We start from the raw sequence: 18419 nt of genomic DNA on the forward strand, positions 1-18419 counted from the left end.
TCCGGGGGCGTCGGCCCGACGGGGTGCCCGCCCCGGGCAACTTGCCGCGCAGACCTACGCGTGGCCGTCACCGGCTTGGGGCAAGCTGCCGCCTGGGCCTACGAGTGGCCGCCGCCCGACCGGGTCGACTTGCCGCGCAGGCCAACGGGTGGCCGTCACCGGCTTGGGCAATCTGCCGCCTGGGGCGGCAGGGTGGGCAAGGCGGCGCCCGGTGCCGCGCGCCAGTTACGAGGGGTCCGGCCCCGGCCGACGTGGCGAGACGCCGGTGTTGCGCACAAGTTGTGAGGGGGCCGGACCCGGACAAGGTGGCGAGACCTCGGTGTCGCGCGCCAGTCACGAGGGCCCCGGCCCCGGCCGACATGGCAGGACCCCGGTGCCGCGCGCCAGCTAAGAGGGCCCCGGCCCCGGCGCAGGTGACAAGGACACCGTGCCGCGCAGCAGCGTCACCCCACCCGCTCCACCCGCACCGCACACACCTTGAATTCCGGCATCCGGGACGTGGGGTCGAGCGCCGGATTGGTCAACGTGTTGGCACGGCCCGCCCCCGGCCAGTGGAACGGCATGAAGAGGGTGTCCGGCCGGATCGTGGCGGTGAGGCGCGCCGGTGCCTCGACCCGGCCACGACGCGACGTCACCGCGACCACGTCCCCCTGCCCGACCCCGAGCCGCCCCGCCAACCGCGGATGCAGCTCCACGAACACCCCGGGAGCCGCCTTGTTGAGCTCCGGCACCCGCCGCGTCTGCGCCCCGGACTGGTACTGGGCCACGACCCGCCCCGTCGTCAGATACAGCGGATACTCCGCATCCGGCTCCTCCGCCGCGGGCCGATGCGCCACCGGCGCGAACCGCGCCCGCCCGTCCTCCGTGGCGAACCGTTCGAGGAAGAGCCGCGGGGTACCGGACCCACCGGCATCGGCTACCGCGTCATCCGCATTGTCCGCGGGGCACGGCCAGAAGACGCCCTCCCCCTCGGCCAACCTGTCGTAGCTGATCCCGGAGTAGTCCGCAGGGCCGCCCGCCGACGCCCGACGCAGCTCGTCGAACACCTCCCGCGCATCCGTCGGGAAGCCCTTCTCCAGGTCGGGCGCGAGCCGGGCCGCGAGTTCCTGGAGGACATAAAGGTCCGTACGCACCCCCGGAGGGGGTGTAAGGGCGCGCCGCCGCAGCAGCACCCGCCCCTCCAGGTTCGTCACCGTGCCCGTCTCCTCGGCCCACTGCGTCACCGGCAGGACCACGTCGGCCAGTTCGGCGGTCTCGGAGAGGACGACATCGGCGACGGCCAGGAAGTCAAGGGACCGGATCCGGGACTCGACGTGCGCCGCGCGCGGCGCCGAGACCACCGGGTTCGACCCCATCAGCAGCAGCGCCCGGATGTCACCGCCCAGCGCGTCGAGGAGCTCGTACGCCGACCGGCCGGGGCCCGGCAGCGTGTCCGGGTCCACGCCCCAGACCTCCGCCACATGCGCCCGCGCCGCCGGATCCGTGAGCTTGCGATAGCCGGGCAACTGGTCGGCCTTCTGGCCGTGTTCGCGGCCGCCCTGACCGTTGCCCTGGCCGGTCAGACACCCGTAACCGGAGTACGGCCGGCCCGGCCGCCCCGTCGCGAGCGCCAGGTTGATCCACGCGCCCACCGTGTCCGTGCCCTTGGACTGCTGCTCGGGCCCGCGCGCGGTGAGGACCATCGCCCGCTCGGCCGCCGTGAACATGCCGACCGCCTCGCGCAGTTGGGGCACCGGCACCCCCGTGACCCGCTCCACGTACTCCGGCCAGTGCGCCATCGCCGCCGACCGGGCCTCCTCCCACCCCTGCGTACGGCCGCGTACGTACTCCTCGTCCACCCGGCCCTCCGCCACCACCAGGTGCAGCATCCCGAGCGCGAGCGCCAGGTCCGTGCCGGGGCGGGGCGCCAGGTGCAGGTCCGCCTGGTCCGCGGTGCGGGTGCGGCGGGGGTCGATCACGATCAACGTGCCGCCGTTGGCCTTGAGTTCGCTGAGGTAGCGCAGGGCCGGGGGCATGGTCTCGGCGAGGTTCGAACCGACCAGGATCACGCAGCCCGTACGCGGAATGTCCTCCAGCGGGAACGGCAGACCCCGGTCAAGGCCGAACGCCATCTGCCCGGCTGCCGCCGCCGACGACATGCAGAACCGGCCGTTGTAGTCGATCTGCGACGTGCCGAGAACGATGCGGGCGAACTTGCCGAGCGCGTACGCCTTCTCGTTCGTCAGGCCACCACCGCCGAACACGCCGCACGCGTCCGGACCGTGCCCGGTACGCGCGCGTGCCAGACCGTCCGCGACCTTGTCCAGGGCCTCCTCCCAGGTGGCGGGTGTGAGCCGACCGGTGGCGGGGCTACGGACCAGTGGCTCCGTCAGCCGCACCTGGGAGGAGAGCACGGAGGCGGCGCTCTGGCCCTTGCCGCACAGCGCGCCCTGGTTGACCGGGAACTCCGCGCGGCCCTCGACCGTGGGAGCGTCGGTACCGGGCAGCACGTTCATGCCGCACTGCAGGGCGCAGTACGGGCAGTGGGTGGGCGTCGCCGTGGTGTTGAGCATGCCCCGAGGGTGCGCCGGGTGTGTTGCCGGTCGGCGCGCCTGGAGGTTACGCGACCGGAACGAGCATCTCCCGGCCGTCCTACGGACGGCGTGAGGTCGCGCCCAGGGCCTCGCGCACGCCCGGCTCCTCGGGCCCCAGGAAGTGCGGATCAGGACGCACCACCACGTCGAGCGCCGCCTTCGCCGCCGCGAGCGTCTCCCGAGCCCCGCCCGCGTACCAGGTGACGTCGTGCGGTTCGGCGACCCCGATCCCGTACGAGGAGACGCCCGCGGCCTCGCACAGCGCCACCGCGCGCCGCGCGTGGAAGTCCTGGGTGACCAGGACGGCGCGGTCGACGCCGAAGATCTTCTTCGCGCGGACGCAGGAGTCCCAGGTGTCGAAGCCCGCGTAGTCGCTGACGACGGCCCGCGACGGCACCCCGTGGCGGGTCAGGTACGCGCGCATGGCGTCGGGTTCGTCGTACTCCTCGCGGCTGTTGTCGCCCGTGACCAGGAGCACGCGGACCTTTCCCGTGCGGTACAGCTCGGCCGCCGCGTCGAGCCGGTGCGCCAGGTACGGCGAGGGCTCCCCGTTCCACAGGCCCGCCCCGAACACCACCGCCACCTCGCCGCGCGGCGCGTCCGCCACCGTCCGCAGCCGGTCCCCGGTCGACACGAACAGCCAGGTCGCGGGCAGCAGCGCCAGCACACAGGCCGCCATCACCGCCTGCACCGTCCTGCGCTGCGCCCTCCTGGTACGTGGCAGGCGTGGACGTGGCAGACGCATTCGGGACCCCCGGGGCAGGCGTGGCTCGGTGCTGACAGGAGACGCGCGGCGCGGCCGCGCGGTTGCTCACCGCCGCGCGGCCCGCCCCGTGAACTACCGGCAACCACCCGTCACCGCCCGGCAACAGCCCGGCAACCACCGACCGGCACGATCTGTTCATGACGGACGAGTCGTACGGCCCCAAGGACCACGGCACGACCCACCTGGATCACACAGTCGGCACGGCGGGACTCCTCACCATGATCAGCGACCAGCTCGGCAGCAGACTCAGCCACGTGTCCCCGCTGCGCGGGCACCGGCAGCCGCCCGCCCTCGTGCTGGTGGCGCACGGCAGCCGCGACCCACGGGCCCTCGCCACCGTCTCCGAGCTCGTCGAGCGGATACGCGAGCGACGCCCGGGACTCACCGTCCGCCTCGGCCACATCGAACTCAACGAGCCGCTGCTGAGCGACACCCTCGCCGAGCTGCCCGCCGGCCGGGCCGTCCTCGTGCCGCTGCTCCTCTCCCGCGGCCACCACGTCAAGCACGATCTGCCGCGGGCCGCCGACGCCGCCGGGCACCTGCGCACCCGCGTCGCGGACCCGCTCGGCCCGCACCCGCTGCTCGTCGACGCCCTCCACGACCGGCTCGTCGAGGCCGGCTGGCCCGAGCGGTCCACCGACCGCGACCGCCGCCGCGCCGGAGTCGTCCTCGCCGCCGCCGGGTCCCGCGACCCGCACGCTGCCGACGACGTCCGCCGCACGGCCGCGCTCCTCGCCGACCGCCTCGGCGTCCCCGTCGTCCCCGGATACGCCTCCGCCATCGCCCCCGACGTCGCCACGGCCGCCCGCTCCCTCGCCGCACGCGGCCGCGACCGGATCGCCGTCGCCTCGTACTTCACCGCCCCCGGCCGCTTCGCCACGGAGACCGCCGCGGCCGCGCCCGGCATCGCCGCGGCCCCGCTCGCCGCCCACCCGTCCCTGGCCCGCCTCGTCCTGCACCGCTACGACCGGGCACCGGCCACGGCCGAATACGCCACGGTGGCGCAGACCGCGTCCGTCTGAGCGTTCGCAGCCCCCGGTTGTCGGTGGCTGCCCTTACTGTCAGGACATGGAAGGCAGCGACACATACGACGAGGTGGCGGTCGAGCGCTGGGCCCCCGAGCCCGACAAGCGCCCGGGGCGCACGGCGTTCCAGCGCGACCGGGCCAGGGTGCTGCACTCGTCGGCGCTGCGCCGCCTCGCGGGCAAGACCCAGGTCGTCACGCCGGGCACCCTCGGCCACCACTGGGACGCGAGCCCGCGCACGCGGCTCACGCACTCCCTCGAATGCGCCCAGGTGGGGCGGGAGTTGGGCGCCGCGCTCGGCTGCGACCCCGACCTCGTCGAGACGGCCTGCCTCTCGCACGACCTGGGCCACCCGCCCTTCGGGCACAACGGCGAGCAGGCGCTCAACGAGGTGGCGGAGGACTGCGGCGGCTTCGAGGGGAACGCGCAGTCGCTGCGCCTGCTGACCCGCATCGAGCCCAAGCGCTTCGCGCGCAGCGACAGTTCCGGCGAGCCGACCAGCGTGGGCCTGAATCTGACGCGGGCCGCGCTGGACGCCGCGACGAAGTACCCGTGGCCGCGCGGCGAGCACCCCAGTGACCCCGAGTCACTGAAATTCGGGGTCTACGAGGACGACCGGCCGGTCTTCGACTGGATCAGGAAGACGTCCCCCGGCCGCCGCACCTGCTTCGAGGCGCAGGTCATGGACTGGTCGGACGACGTGGCGTACTCCGTGCACGACCTCGAAGACGGCCTGCACGCGGGACACTTGGATCCGAACGTGCTGCATGCCGAGCCCGAGCGCGCCGACATCTTCGCCGTCGCCATCGGACGCTACGTTCCCGAGGGCACGGATCCCGCCGAGCTCTCCGCCGCCCTCGACCGCCTCCTCGACCAGGAGTGGTGGCCGCACGGCTACGACGGTACGGCGGTCGCCCAGGCCGGGCTCAAGGACGCGACCAGCCAGCTGATCGGGCGTTTCTGCCTCGCCGCCGAGGGCGCGACACGCGCGAGACACGGCACGGGCCGTTTGACACGGTACGGGGCCGAGCTGGTGGTCCCGCGCGCCGCCCGCCACGAGTGCGCGGTGCTCAAGGCGGTCGCCGACCGGTATGTGATGCAGCGCCCCCAGCAGGAGCGGCTGCGGGCCGACCAGCGCATCGTGGTGGCCGAGTTGGCGCAGGCGCTCGTCGCCCGCGCGCCCGACGGCCTCGACCCGCAGTTCCGCGCCCTCTTCGACGCGGCGCCCGACGACCGCGCGAAGAAGCGGGTGATCGTCGATCAGATCGCCTCCCTGACCGACGCCTCGGCCCGTTCCCTTCACGCGCGGCTTACCGTCGCCGGGCATCATCGAGAGGGAGACGCGACCACTGGGCGTGACGAAAAGATGCCCTGATCGGGCCACGCCCCCTTCCCGCATTACGCTGCGTGCGGGACGCTCGCATATGACGGCATGGCAATGAGGAGGCATCAAGTGGTCGACGCGGACCAGACGTTCGTCATCGTCGGGGGAGGGCTCGCCGGAGCCAAGACCGCCGAGACACTTCGCTCGGAGGGGTTCACCGGCCGGGTGATCCTCATCGGTGACGAGCGGGACCACCCGTACGAACGACCGCCCTTGTCGAAGGGCTACCTCCAGGGCAAGGAGGACCGCGACAGCGTCTTCGTCCACGAACCGGCCTGGTACGCGAGCAACGACATCGAGCTGCACCTCGGCCAGACGGTCACGACGATCGACCGCGCGGAGAAGACCGTGCTGCTCGGCGAGGGCACCGTCGTCCGCTACGACAAGCTGCTGCTCGCCACCGGCGCCGAGCCCCGCCGCCTCGACATCCCCGGCACCCACCTCGCGGGCGTCCACCACCTGCGCCGCCTCGCCCACGCCGAGCGCCTCAAGGGCGTACTGGCCTCGCTCGGCAGGGACAACGGACACCTGGTGATCGCCGGCGCCGGCTGGATCGGCCTGGAGGTCGCCGCGGCCGCCCGTGAGTACGGCGCGGAGGTCACCATCGTCGAGCCGGAGGCCACGCCGCTGCACTCCGTGCTCGGCCCCGAGCTCGGCCAGATCTTCGCCGAGCTGCACGGCGACCACGGCGTCCGCTTCCACTTCGGCGCCAGGCTCACCGAGATCACCGGCCAGGACGGCATGGTCCTCGCCGCCCTCACCGACGACGGCGAGGAGCACCCGGCGCACGATGTGCTGGCCGCGATCGGCGCCGCCCCGCGCACCGGTCTCGCCGAGGCCGCTGGCCTGGAGCTCGCCGACCGGGCGCACGGCGGCGGCATCGCCGTGGACGCGACGCTGCGCACCTCCGACCCCGACATCTACGCGGCGGGCGACGTGGCGGCGGTCCAGCACCCGCTCTTCGACGACCGGCTGCGCGTCGAGCACTGGGCGAACGCGCTGAACGGCGGTCCTGCCGCCGCCCGCGCGATGCTCGGCAAGGACGTCAGCTACGACCGCGTGCCGTACTTCTTCTCCGACCAGTACGACCTGGGCCTGGAGTACTCGGGCTGGGCGCCCCCGGGCTCGTACGACCAGGTGGTGCTGCGCGGGGACGCGGGCAAGCGCGAGTTCATCGCGTTCTGGCTGAAGGACGGCCAGGTCCTCGCGGGGATGAACGTGAATGTGTGGGACGTCACGGAGCAGATCCAGCGGCTGATCAGGTCCGGGGCCAGGCCCGGGGTCGAGCGCCTCTCGGACCCGTCGGTTCCGCTCGGTGATCTTCTCGAGCAGTGAGTTGATCTTCTGGAGCAGTGACAGAAGTGTCAGTGGCGGCCCGTAGAATTGCCGCGTGGCAGGCAGGATCAATGACGAGGACGTGAAGGCGGTTCGGGACGCGGTCCCGATCGACGCCGTGGTGTCCGAGTACCTGCAGCTGCGCAACGCGGGCGGCGGAAACCTCAAGGGTCTGTGCCCGTTCCACGACGAGAAGTCCCCGTCCTTCCAGGTCAGCCCCAGTAAGGGCCTGTTCCACTGCTTCGGCTGCCAGGAGGGCGGCGACACCATCACATTCGTGATGAAGGTCGACCACCTCTCCTTCTCCGAAGTGGTGGAGCGCCTCGCCGGCCAGGCGGGCATCACGCTGCGCTACGAGGAGGGCGGGTACAACCCCACCCACCAGCGCGGCGAGCGCATCCGCCTCGTCGAGGCGCACAAGGTCGCCGCGCAGTTCTACGTCGAGCAGCTGGAGTCGCCGGAAGCCGAGATCGGCCGCAAGTTCCTCGCCGAGCGCGGCTTCGACCAGGCCGCGGCCCAGCACTTCGGCGTCGGCTACAGCCCGGCGGGCTGGGACCACCTCACCCGCTTCCTGCGCGGCAAGGGCTTCAGCGACAAGGAGATCCTGCTCTCCGGGCTCTCCCAGGAGGGCCGCCGCGGCCCCATCGACCGGTTCCGCGGCCGCCTGATGTGGCCGATCCGCGACATCGGCGGCGAGGTCGTCGGCTTCGGTGCCCGCCGCCTGCGCGAGGACGACAACGGGCCGAAGTACCTGAACACGCCCGAGACGCCGATCTACCGCAAGTCGCAGGTCCTGTACGGCATCGACCTCGCCAAGAAGGACATCGCCAAGTCCTCCCGCGCCGTCGTCGTCGAGGGGTACACGGACGTGATGGCCTGCCACCTGGCCGGCGTCACCACCGCCATCGCCACCTGCGGCACGGCGTTCGGCGGCGACCACATCAAGATCCTCCGCCGGCTCCTGATGGACAACGGCTCGGCGCGCGTGATCTTCACCTTCGACGGCGACGCGGCGGGCCAGAAGGCCGCCCTGCGCGCCTTCGAGGACGACCAGAAGTTCGCCGCCGAGACGTACATCGCGATCGCGCCGGACAACATGGACCCGTGCGACCTGCGCCTCGCCAAGGGCGACGACGCGGTCGCCGAACTGGTCGAACCCCGCACGCCGCTCTTCGAGTTCGCGCTCCGCCAGATCGTCGGCCGGTACGACCTGGAGACCCCGGCGGGCCGAGCCGCCGCGCTCGACGAGGCGGCGCCCGTCGTCGCCCGCATCAAGAACAGCGCCTCGCAGCACGAGGTCGCGGTCCAGCTCGCCGGGATGCTCGGCATCCTCGACACCCAGTTCGTGGTCAAGCGGGTGGGGCAGCTTGCCCGCTGGGCCCGCGAGCGCGGTGGCCGCGGGCCCGCGCCCGCCGCCGGGCGCGGCGGTCCGGGGGCCGACCCCGCCACCGCCACGGCCCGGCCCTTCGGCGGACCGGCGCTCACCCTGCGCAACCCGGTGTTCACGACCGAACGCGAACTGCTCAAACTCGCTTTGCAGTACCCGCAGTTGGTGTCCCCGGCCTTCGACGCGTACGGCGTCGACGAGTTCACGGCCGACCCCTACGCCGCCGTCCGCCAGGCCATCATGGACGCGGGCGGCGCCGAGCAGGGCGTCCACGACCCGCAGCAGTACCTGATCGCGGTGCGCGAGGCGGCGCCCGACGACGCGGTGCGGGCGATGGTGACCGAGCTCGCCGTCGAGGCCATCCGCCGCAAGACCGTCGACGAGGCGTACGCGGGGGAGCAGCTGGTGACCGTGCGCAAGCGGGCCGTCGACCGCCGCATCCGGGACGTCCAGGGCACGCTCACCCGCCTCGGCGCGGGCGGCGATCCCCACCAACTGGCCGCGGTGCAGAACGAGTTGTGGGTCCTCCAGCAGTACGGCCAGGCGCTGCGCGAGCGGGGCGCGGACGCCCTGTAGGTGCCCGCACTCCGATGCGCCGTTTGCGGCCGTTCGGATCCGGGAAAGGCGGGTAACCGTCCAGCACGGTAACCACGCGGTCACGCACCGGACTCAAAAAGTCAACGCACGCCCCTCGTGGCGGCACTGTGTCGTACTCCACACTGGGTTGCGGTGCCTGAGTCCTCGGAGCGCGGCCGGAGCCCGGACAACGGGTCCGACACCCCCGCGGTTCCGCTCATCGCGTACGGGACGGACAGCGGCGAGGCCGTCGTTCCCGCCCCCCTGCCGCACGCCTCAGATGCGATCACTTTGGAGGTCGCCCCCGTGCAGACCCAGACCCTCACCCAGAGCGACAGCACAGCGCAGGCCCTCGCCGAACCCGAAGCCGCGCCCAAGGGTGCCGTGCCGCAGGGCGACGTACTGGCCTCTGTGCCCTCGCAGAGCCGCGTCGAGCACCATCCCGAGGCCGAGCCGGAGGAACCGGCCGGCCCCCAGGAGTCCGTGGACCCGCCCGAACCGGTGCGCGGCGCCCGTACCGAGAGTGCCAGTCCGTCCTCCGACCTGTTCCGCCAGTATCTGCGCGAGATCGGCCGGATCCCGCTGCTCACCGCGGCCGAGGAAGTGGACCTCGCGCGGCGCGTCGAGGCGGGCCTGTTCGCCGAGGAGAAGCTCGCCCACGCCCCCGACCTGGACTCCCAACTCGCCCTGGATCTCGACAAATTGGTGGTCATGGGCCGGATGGCCAAGCGCCGCCTCATCGAGGCGAACCTGCGCCTGGTCGTCTCCGTCGCCAAGCGGTACGTGGGCCGCGGACTGACCATGCTCGACCTGGTCCAGGAGGGCAATCTCGGCCTGATCCGCGCGGTCGAGAAGTTCGACTACGCCCGCGGCTACAAGTTCTCGACGTACGCGACCTGGTGGATCCGCCAGGCGATGAGTCGCGCCCTCGCCGACCAGGCGCGCACCATCCGGGTCCCGGTCCACGTCGTCGAGTTGATCAACCGGGTCGTCCGCGTGCAGCGCCGCATGCTTCAGGAGCGCGGGTACGAGCCGACCCCCCAGGAGGTCGCCGTCCACCTCGACCTGACGCACGAGCGGGTCAGCGAAGTGCTGCGCCTCGCCCAGGAGCCGGTGTCCCTCCACGCCCCCGTCGGCGAGGAGGACGACGTGGCGCTCGGCGACCTCATCGAGGACGGCGACGCCACGAGCCCCGTGGAATCGGCGGCGTTCCTGCTCCTGCGCGAACACCTGGAGGCCGTGCTCTCCACGCTCGGCGAGCGCGAACGCAAGGTCGTCCAGCTCCGCTACGGCCTCGCCGACGGCCGCCCCCGCACGCTGGAGGAGATCGGCCGCATCTTCGGCGTCACGCGCGAGCGCATCCGCCAGATCGAGTCAAAAACCCTCAACAAACTCCGCGACCACGCGTTCGCGGATCAGCTGAGGGGTTACCTGGACTAATTGGAGCCCCGCCGGCGATTGAGGCGCGGGGTCCGGGGCAGAGCCCCGCGACCGCAACCCCGACGGGGCAAGAGATTCAGTCGACCTCGGCGACCGCCTGCGCGAACTGCGCCTCGTACAACCGCTGATACGCCCCGTCCGCAGCGACCAGCGCCTCGTGCGAGCCCTGCTCCACGATCGCCCCGTTCTCCATCACGAGAATCGTGTCCGCATCACGGATCGTCGAAAGACGGTGCGCGATCACGAACGACGTCCGGCCGGAGGCCAACCGCGCCATCGCCTTCTGGATCAGCACCTCGGTCCGGGTGTCGACGGAGGAGGTCGCCTCGTCGAGCACGAGGATCACCGGGTCGGACAGGAACGCCCGCGCGATGGTGATCAGCTGCTTCTCACCGGCGCTGACCCCCGTGCCCTCGTCGTCGAGCACCGTGTCGTACCCGTCGGGCAGCGTCCGGATGAACCGGTCGGCGTGCGCGGCCTTCGCCGCCTCCTCGACCTCCTCGCGGGTGACGTCCTTCGGGGCCCCGTACGCGATGTTCTCCGCGATGGTCCCGCCGAACAGCCAGGTGTCCTGGAGCACCATGCCGATCCCGGCGCGCAGCTCCTCCCGCGACATCTTCGCGATGTCGACGCCGTCGAGCGTGATGCGCCCGCCCGTGACCTCGTAGAACCGCAGCAGCAGATTGACGAGGGTCGTCTTGCCCGCGCCCGTGGGACCGACGATCGCCACCGTGTGCCCGGGGTCCGCCGTCAGCGACAGGTCCTCGATGAGCGGCTTGTCCTTCTCGTAGCGGAAGGCCACGTGCTCGAACTCGACGTGCCCGCGCAGGTTGTCCGGCTTCTCGCCGGGCACCGGCTCCGCCGACTGCTCCTCCGCGTCGAGCAGTTCGAAGACCCGCTCGGCCGTCGCGACACCCGACTGCACCAGGTTCGCCATCGACGCGACCTGCGTCAGCGGCATCGAGAACTGGCGCGAGTACTGGATGAACGCCTGCACGTCACCGATGGACAGCGAGCCGCTGGCCACCCTCAACCCGCCCACGACGGCGACCAGCACATAGTTCAGGTTCGAGATGAAGAACATCAGCGGCTGCATGATGCCGCTGTTGAACTGCGCCTTGAACGCCGCTTCGTACAGCGCGTCGTTCTGTTCGGCGAACAGCTCCGCCGACTCGTCCTGCCGCCCGAACACCTTCACCAGGTTGTGGCCGGTGTACATCTCCTCGATGTGCGCGTTGAGCGCGCCGGTCGCCCGCCACTGCTGCACGAACTGCGGCTGCGACCGCTTGCCGACCTTCGCCGCGACGAACACCGACAGCGGCACCGTGATCAGTGCGACCAGCGCGAGCAGCCAGGAGATCCAGAACATCATCGCGAGCACGCCGATGACGGTGAGCAGCGAGTTGAGCATCTGCCCCATCGTCTGCTGGAGCGTCTGCCCGAGGTTGTCCATGTCGTTGGTCGCCCGGCTCAGCACCTCGCCGCGCTTCTGCTGGTCGTAGTACGACAGCGGAAGCCGCGACAGCTTGGCCTGGAGCTCGGCACGGAGCTGCCCGACGGCCAGGTTGATCGTCCGGTTGGCGAGCCGGGTGCCGATCATCATCGTCAGGCCCGCGACCGCGAACACGGCGAGGCCGAGCAGCAGGACCTCCCCGATCGCGCCGAAGTCGACGCCCTGGCCGGGCGTGAAGTCGACGCCGCCGAGCATGTCGGCCATGCCGCCGTCACCCTTGGCGCGCAGGCCCTCGAGGACCTGCTCCTTGGTCTGCCCGGCCGGCATCTGCCCGCCGATGATCCCGCCGAACAGCAGATCGGTGGCGTGGCCGAGGATCTTCGGCCCGACCACCGACAGGCCGACGCTGATCACGACGGAGACGAGCACGCCGACCACCGCCGTGCGGTGCGCGGCGAGCCGCTTCAGGAGCCGCTTGCCGGACCCCTTGAAGTCCATCGAACGCGAACCGGGCGCACCGGCCGCCATCCGCCCCATGGGCCCACTCATCAGGCGGCCTCCGCTTCCGTCAGCTGGGAGAGAACGATCTCCCGGTACGTCTCGTTGTCGGCCATCAGTTCGTGATGGCGTCCGGTGCCGACGACGCGGCCCTCGTCGAGCACGATGATCGTGTCGGCGTCGCGGATCGTCGAGACCCGCTGGGCCACGATCACCACGGTCGCCTCGGCGGTCTCCTCGCCGAGCGCCCGGCGCAGCGCCGCGTCGGTCGCGTAGTCGAGCGCGGAGAACGAGTCGTCGAAGAGGTAGATCTCCGGCCGCTGCACCAGCGTGCGCGCGATGGCGAGGCGCTGGCGCTGACCGCCGGAGACATTGGTGCCGCCCTGCGTGATGGGCGCGTCGAGCCCGCCCTCCAGCTTGCTGACGAACCCCTTGGCCTGCGCCACTTCCAGCGCGTGCCACAGCTCGTCGTCGGTGGCGTCCGGATTTCCGTAGCGCAGGTTCGTGGCGACGGTGCCGGAGAACAGGTACGGCTTCTGCGGCACGAGCCCGACCGTCTTCGCCATCAGCGCCGGGTCGATCCCGCGGACGTCCTCGCCGTCCACGTAGACCGTGCCGGCCGTGGTGTCGTAGAGCCGCGGTACGAGGCCGAGCAGCGTCGACTTGCCGCTGCCGGTCGACCCGATGATCGCCGTGGTCTCGCCGGGGCGGGCCGTGATGTCGATGCCGCGCAGGATGGGTTCCTCGGCGCCCGGGTAGCCGAAGTCGGCGCCCCGCAGCTCCAGATGGCCGTGGCGGCGCAGCTCGCGCACCGACGCCTCGGGCGCCGGCGGCACCACACTCGAATCGGTGCCGAGCACTTCCTGGATGCGCTCGGCGCACACCTCGGCGCGCGGCATCATCATGAACATGAACGTGGCCATCATCACGCTCATCACGATCTGCATCAGATACGCGAGGAACGCGGTCAGGTCACCGATCTGCATGCCGCCGCTGTCGATGCGGTGCGCGCCGAACCAGACGACGGCGATGGACGCGACGTTCACGATCGTCATCACGAACGGGAACATCAGTGCCATGATCCGGCCGGTGGCGACCGACACATCGGTCAGGTCCCGGTTCGCGGCTCCGAACCGGTCCTTCTCGAAGTCGTCGCGTACGAAGGCGCGGATGACGCGGTTGCCGGTGATCTGCTCGCGCAGCACCCGGTTCACCGTGTCCAGCTTGACCTGCATGGACCGGAACAACGGCCGCATCTTACGGATGATCAGCGACAGGACGATCGCCATGACGGGCAGCACCGCGAGCAGCACGCCCGACAGCGGCACGTCCAGGCCGAGCGCCATGACGACGCCGCCGACGCACATGATCGGCGCCGAGGCCACCAGCGTGAACGTCATCAGGGCCAGCATCTGGACCTGCTGCACGTCGTTCGTGGTGCGGGTGATCAGCGAAGGGGCGCCGAACTGGCCGACCTCGCGGGCCGAGAAGGACTGCACGCGGTCGAAGATCCCCGCCCGCAGGTCCCGGCCGACCGCCGCGGCGGTCCGGGCGCCGAAGTAGACGGCGCCGGTGTTGCAGACGACCTGGACGACGGTGACGCCCAGCATCAGGGCGCCGAACTCCAGGATGTAGCCGGTGTCGCCGTTCACGACACCGTTGTCAATGATGTCGGCGTTCAGGGTGGGCAGATACAGCGAGGCGCAGGTCTGCAGGAACTGCAGCAGCACCAGCAGCCCGATGGGTTTCTTGTACGGACCGAGATGGGTCCGCAGAAGTTTTATGAGCACGCTCGGTCTCTCGGTGGTCGGCGGGCAGGGCAGGAGCGGTGAGCGGGGAGGGGGATCGCCGCGCGCGCCGTCTGTCACTACGGCGACGCATGGAGCCCTATCGTCCGACACTCCACCCGCGTTACCTCAACCGATTTATCCAAGAGTGCTCAAAGTCCGGCCGCCGCGCCGGTGTCAGGCGAACGCCCCGGGGTGGATCTGGTCCCGCACGGCCCGGTACTGCTGCCGCACCGCCTGCCCCACCGGCAGCTCGTCGCCCGCCTCGAAGACCTGCGCCGCCGCGCCCTGCCACTGCGGCAACTGCCCGTTCAGCGCCCACGCGGCCTGTCGCGCCGCGCCGATCGCCGCGTAGTCCGCGGGCTGCGGCACCACGACCTGCGCCCCGAACACGGCCGGCGCCACGCTCTGCACGGCGTGCAGCTCGGAGGCGGCGCCCAGCAGGAACACCCGCCGGATCTCCACGCCACGCCCGCGCAGCACGTCCATCGCGTCGGCGAGCCCGCACAGCATGCCCTCGAAGGCGGCCCGCGCCAGGTGCTCGGGCTTCATGGACTCTCTTCGCAGCCCGCTCAGCGTCCCCGCGGTGTGCGGCAGATTCGGCGTCTTCTCGCCCTCCAGATAGGGCAGGAGTACGAGTCCGTGGGCTCCCGGCGTCGACTTCATGGCCAGCTCGGACAGCTCCTCCAGGCCTCCGTCGAGCCCCAGCATCTCGACCGTGCCCCGCAGCGCCCGTACGGCGTTCGACGTATGCACGACGGGAAGGTGCATTCCGGTCGCGTCGGCGAGCGAGGTGATGGAGCCGCTGGAGTCCACGAGCGCCTCGTGGTGCACGGCCATCACCGAGCCCGAGGCCCCGAGCGAGACCACGGCGTCCCCGGACTGCACGCCGAGGCCGAACGCGGCGGCCATCGTCTCCCCGGTCCCGGCCGAGATGACCAGGCCCTCCGGGGTCCGCCCGGCCGCCTCACCGGGGCCGATCACCTCCGGCAGCGCCACCTGGTGCCCGAGCGCCAGCTCCACCAGATCGGGCCGCCACGTGGCGCTCGCCGCCGACCAGTACCCGGTGCTGGAGGCCCCGCCGCGGTCGGTGGTCCGGCGCGCGGGCCTGCCGAGGAGCTGCCACACCAGCCAGTCGTGCGCCTGCATCAGGGCGGCCACCTGCTCGGCGTTCTCCGGCTCGGTCCGCGCCAGCCAGCGCAGCTTCGTCACCGGCAGCGCCGCCTGCGGCACGCTCCCGACGGCCTCGGCCCACGCCTCGCGCGAGCCGAGCCGGTCGACCAGGTCCGCGGCCGCGACCTGCGCCCGCTTGTCGCCGCCGACCAGGGCCGGGCGCACGGTGTTGCCCTGCGCGTCCAGCGGCACCACGGTGTTCTGCTGCGCGGAGACCCCGATGGCCTGCACGCCTTCCAGCAGCCCCCCGCCGGCGGCCTCGCCGAGTGAGAGGAGCCACGCCTGGGGATCCACGTCGGACGGCCGTCCGCCGCCTTCCGGTGCCTCCAGCGGGTGCGGGGCGTACCCCTGCCGCAGCACGGCCCCGGTGTCGGCGTCACAAACGACTATGCGCGTAAATTCGGGCGAACTGTCCAGCCCGGCGACTATCCCCATGACTGAAATTCTGCCGTACCGCCGGATGTTTCTGTGCCGTCAGGCCCGCGCGGTGGGATGCCGGGCGTCAGGTGTTGCTGGTGCCCCAGTCGTCGGTCGTCCCGTCATCGGCGGGGCCGCCGCGCTCGCGCAGCGTGCGCACCCGGTCGGCGACCGAGTCCGGCACCTTGCTCTCGACCTTCTCGCTCACCGAGTGGAAGGCCTTGCCCGCGACGGTCCGCGTCTGCTGCGCCGCCGTCTCCGCCGTATTGCGCACGGCCGGGTTCTGGGCGATCTCGCGCGCGGACTTCTTCAGCTTCTCGTAGCGCTCGCGACCTGCCCTCGTGCCCAGCACGTAGCCCAGGGCCAGACCTGCGATGAATGTGAGCCGATAGCGCATGGTCGGCCACCCTTTCCGTAGTGAGGCGTCGTGGTCAGTGCGGTCATCGTGGAGCTTGTCGATCACCTGAGGGATACCGATTGGCGGAGCACCCCCCACCTTGCGCTAATGTATGTGTCGCAGCGAGCGCACGCCGCCTGGCAAGTACCCAGGTGGGTTCGTTCGAAGCAACGAGGTCATTCCCCTGTAGCTCAATTGGCAGAGCAGTCGGCTGTTAACCGGCAGGTTACTGGTTCGAGTCCAGTCGGGGGAGCTCGATCTCCTGTAGCTCAATTGGCAGAGCAGCCGGCTGTTAACCGGCAGGTTACTGGTTCGAGTCCAGTCGGGAGAGCTGTGAACAAGTCCCTCCGGAGTCCACTCCGGAGGGACTTTTCTTGCCTGGTGGAACCGTCCGCGCGCGCGGGGAGTCCTCATGGTCGTGCAGAGCCGGACCATCCGAGGCAGGAGATCGTATGAGCGGCTATGCTGCGGCAGACGGCGCGCACACTTGTACGCGCCACGCCGAGACGGGGCGGTAGCTCAGCCGGTTAGAGCAGCGGACTCATAATCCGTCGGCCGTGGGTTCGAGTCCCACCCGCCCCACCGTAAGTACGCGGCGCAGAAACGATGCGACCAGCTCGTACGTAACCTGATGGCCCGTCACGGAAACCGTGACGGGCCATCTGTCATCCGAAGGGCGGGCGCGGCCCCCGGGGCGCGCGCGGCGCCGGGTCAGTCGGTCAGCGGGGTCAGGGCCATCGGCTGGATCCGGCCCTCCAGCATCTCGCCGAGCCCCCGCACCGCGCACACGTCGGGGCGCTCGGCGATGTGCACCGGGACGCCCGTCGCGGACCGCAGCATCTGGTCGAGGCCGGGCAGCAGGGCGGAGCCGCCGACCATCATGATGCCGCGCTCCGTGAGGTCGGCGACCAGGTCGGGCGGGCAGTCGCGCAGCACCCTGCCGATGCCGTCGAGGACGGCGGTCAGCGGGGTGTGGATCGCGCTGCGCACGGCGGCGGTGTCCACATGTACGGAGCGGGCCAGGCCCGTCGCCACGTCGCGGCCGTGGATCTCGGTCTGCTCCGGGCCCTGCGGGGTGAGGCCGTTGCCGCTCAGGGCGAGCTGCAGGGGGCGTACGGACTGGGAAGGCAGCATCAGCGCGTGGTGCTGGCGCAGGTGCTGGACGACCGCGTGGTCGATGGCGTCGCCGCCGACGGGGATGCGGGCGGCCGTCACGATCGAGCCGAGCGAGAGGACCGCGATCTGGGTGGTGGCCGCGCCGCAGACGATGATCATCGTGGCCTCGGGCTGTTCCACCGGGAGGCCGCAGCCGACCGCGGCCGCGATCAGGGTGTCGACCAGCTCGACGCGGCGGGCGCCGAGGCCGATGAGGGTCTCCATGGCCGCGCGCTGGGCCAGCGGGTCCGCGTCGTGCGGGATGGCGGCCGCCGCGCGGAGGCGGGGCTTGCGGCGAAGGGTGCGGCGGAGCTTGTCGCCGAGCAGGTGGCGCAGCATCCGCTGGGCCATCTCGATGTCGACGACCGTGCCGCCGGAGACCGGGCGTACGACGCGGATGTAGTGCGGGGTGCGGCCTGTCATCTTCTCGGCGAACTCGCCGACCGCGATGAGCGCGCCGGTGCGGGTGTTGACCGCAGCCGCGCTGGGCTCATCGACGACGAGGCCCGCGCCCTTCACGTACACGCGGGTGCGCGCGGCACCGAGATCGACGGCGAAGTGGCAGCGGCGCAACTGCTCCAGACTGGCGGTCATGGCAGATCCTCCCGAGAGCGCGGACCGTGGTGGGCTCGCCGGGCGGCGACCCTTCTGGCATCCTGCGGTCGCGCGCGGGAGGGCGCTCGTTGGAGTAGGCCGGGCGGGTCCACGAACGCCGGGGCGCCGCCTCCCGTGGGACGAGGGAGACGGCGCCGCTTCGGTGTCCGACGGTGTTACACCAGCCAGCCGAGGAAGTGGGCGAGGCCGGCGACGATGTCGGTGATGACGTTCATGTGACGCGTTCTCCTAGCGATGATGCAATGTGCATCGGTGATGCAAAGTGCATATGGGACTTGGGACTTGAGATGTGCATCGCGATGCGGTCGCTACGGTCTGCAGCCCGTTGCTTGCGCACCGTAAGCATCGTTGTTCACGTACGCCCCATGCAAACTCTTCGGCTACGACCACCTGTTCAAGGGAACAACTGCTCGTCTGTTCGTATATTCGGTTCCGCCG

12 protein-coding genes and 3 tRNA genes are annotated in these 18419 nt (G+C 71.4%); 8 read left to right on the top strand and 7 right to left on the bottom strand.

Features of this window, described 5'->3' with window-relative positions; genetic code table 11:
* Window positions 1-443: 443 nt before the first annotated feature.
* Entirely contained in the window at window positions 444-2552 is a 2109-nt protein-coding gene (locus ACOKM3_RS27860; protein WP_426903761.1) for a molybdopterin oxidoreductase family protein, read from the bottom strand.
* 79 nt (window positions 2553-2631) lie between these two features.
* The gene (locus ACOKM3_RS27865; protein WP_426903762.1) at window positions 2632-3318 is read right to left on the bottom strand and encodes a SanA/YdcF family protein; all 687 of its coding nucleotides are present in this window, start codon (window positions 3316-3318) and stop codon (window positions 2632-2634) included.
* 158 nt (window positions 3319-3476) lie between these two features.
* On the opposite strand from ACOKM3_RS27865, the gene ACOKM3_RS27870 reads away from it, so the two are divergent.
* From ACOKM3_RS27870 to ACOKM3_RS27890, 5 genes are all read left to right on the top strand, one after another.
* Window positions 3477-4361: a sirohydrochlorin chelatase gene (locus tag ACOKM3_RS27870; RefSeq protein WP_426903763.1), complete on the top strand. Its 885-nt coding sequence runs from the start codon at window positions 3477-3479 to the stop codon at window positions 4359-4361.
* A 46-nt stretch (window positions 4362-4407) separates the two neighbouring features.
* Window positions 4408-5739, top strand: a complete 1332-nt coding sequence (locus tag ACOKM3_RS27875) for a deoxyguanosinetriphosphate triphosphohydrolase (protein WP_426903764.1) — start codon at window positions 4408-4410, stop codon at window positions 5737-5739.
* A gap of 78 nt (window positions 5740-5817) precedes the next feature.
* Window positions 5818-7083: an NAD(P)/FAD-dependent oxidoreductase gene (locus ACOKM3_RS27880; RefSeq protein WP_426903765.1), complete on the top strand. Its 1266-nt coding sequence runs from the start codon at window positions 5818-5820 to the stop codon at window positions 7081-7083.
* A 55-nt stretch (window positions 7084-7138) separates the two neighbouring features.
* Window positions 7139-9046: a DNA primase gene (dnaG, locus tag ACOKM3_RS27885; RefSeq protein WP_426903766.1), complete on the top strand. Its 1908-nt coding sequence runs from the start codon at window positions 7139-7141 to the stop codon at window positions 9044-9046.
* A 153-nt stretch (window positions 9047-9199) separates the two neighbouring features.
* A complete protein-coding gene (locus tag ACOKM3_RS27890; protein ID WP_426903767.1) occupies window positions 9200-10486 on the top strand; it encodes an RNA polymerase sigma factor in 1287 nt (428 codons plus the stop codon).
* Between the two features lie 76 nt (window positions 10487-10562).
* Here the strand turns inward: ACOKM3_RS27890 and ACOKM3_RS27895 are convergent, their stop codons facing one another.
* From ACOKM3_RS27895 to ACOKM3_RS27910, 4 genes are all read right to left on the bottom strand, one after another.
* The gene (locus ACOKM3_RS27895) at window positions 10563-12488 is read right to left on the bottom strand and encodes an ABC transporter ATP-binding protein (protein WP_426903768.1); all 1926 of its coding nucleotides are present in this window, start codon (window positions 12486-12488) and stop codon (window positions 10563-10565) included.
* The gene (locus tag ACOKM3_RS27900) at window positions 12488-14227 is read right to left on the bottom strand and encodes an ABC transporter ATP-binding protein (RefSeq protein ID WP_426903769.1); all 1740 of its coding nucleotides are present in this window, start codon (window positions 14225-14227) and stop codon (window positions 12488-12490) included. The genes ACOKM3_RS27895 and ACOKM3_RS27900 overlap by 1 nt, the downstream gene beginning before the upstream one ends.
* A 174-nt stretch (window positions 14228-14401) precedes the next feature.
* Entirely contained in the window at window positions 14402-15832 is a 1431-nt protein-coding gene (locus ACOKM3_RS27905) for a xylulokinase (protein ID WP_426903770.1), read from the bottom strand.
* A 67-nt stretch (window positions 15833-15899) separates the two neighbouring features.
* Entirely contained in the window at window positions 15900-16211 is a 312-nt protein-coding gene (locus ACOKM3_RS27910) for a YtxH domain-containing protein (protein ID WP_426903771.1), read from the bottom strand.
* A 180-nt stretch (window positions 16212-16391) separates the two neighbouring features.
* Here ACOKM3_RS27910 and ACOKM3_RS27915 point away from each other — a divergent pair.
* The 3 genes from ACOKM3_RS27915 (at window position 16392) to ACOKM3_RS27925 (ending at window position 16793) form a co-directional block, all read left to right on the top strand.
* Window positions 16392-16464 (top strand) — tRNA-Asn (locus tag ACOKM3_RS27915).
* A gap of 5 nt (window positions 16465-16469) precedes the next feature.
* Window positions 16470-16542 (top strand) — tRNA-Asn (locus ACOKM3_RS27920).
* 177 nt (window positions 16543-16719) lie between these two features.
* Window positions 16720-16793: transfer RNA gene (locus ACOKM3_RS27925), tRNA-Ile, on the top strand.
* Between the two features lie 129 nt (window positions 16794-16922).
* Here ACOKM3_RS27925 and ACOKM3_RS27930 read toward each other — a convergent pair.
* The gene (locus ACOKM3_RS27930; protein WP_426903772.1) at window positions 16923-17960 is read right to left on the bottom strand and encodes a rod shape-determining protein; all 1038 of its coding nucleotides are present in this window, start codon (window positions 17958-17960) and stop codon (window positions 16923-16925) included.
* Window positions 17961-18419 lie beyond the last annotated feature (459 nt).

The sequence above is a fragment of the Streptomyces nidicola genome (assembly GCF_050106155.1).
Taxonomy (GTDB): Bacteria; Actinomycetota; Actinomycetes; order Streptomycetales; family Streptomycetaceae; genus Streptomyces.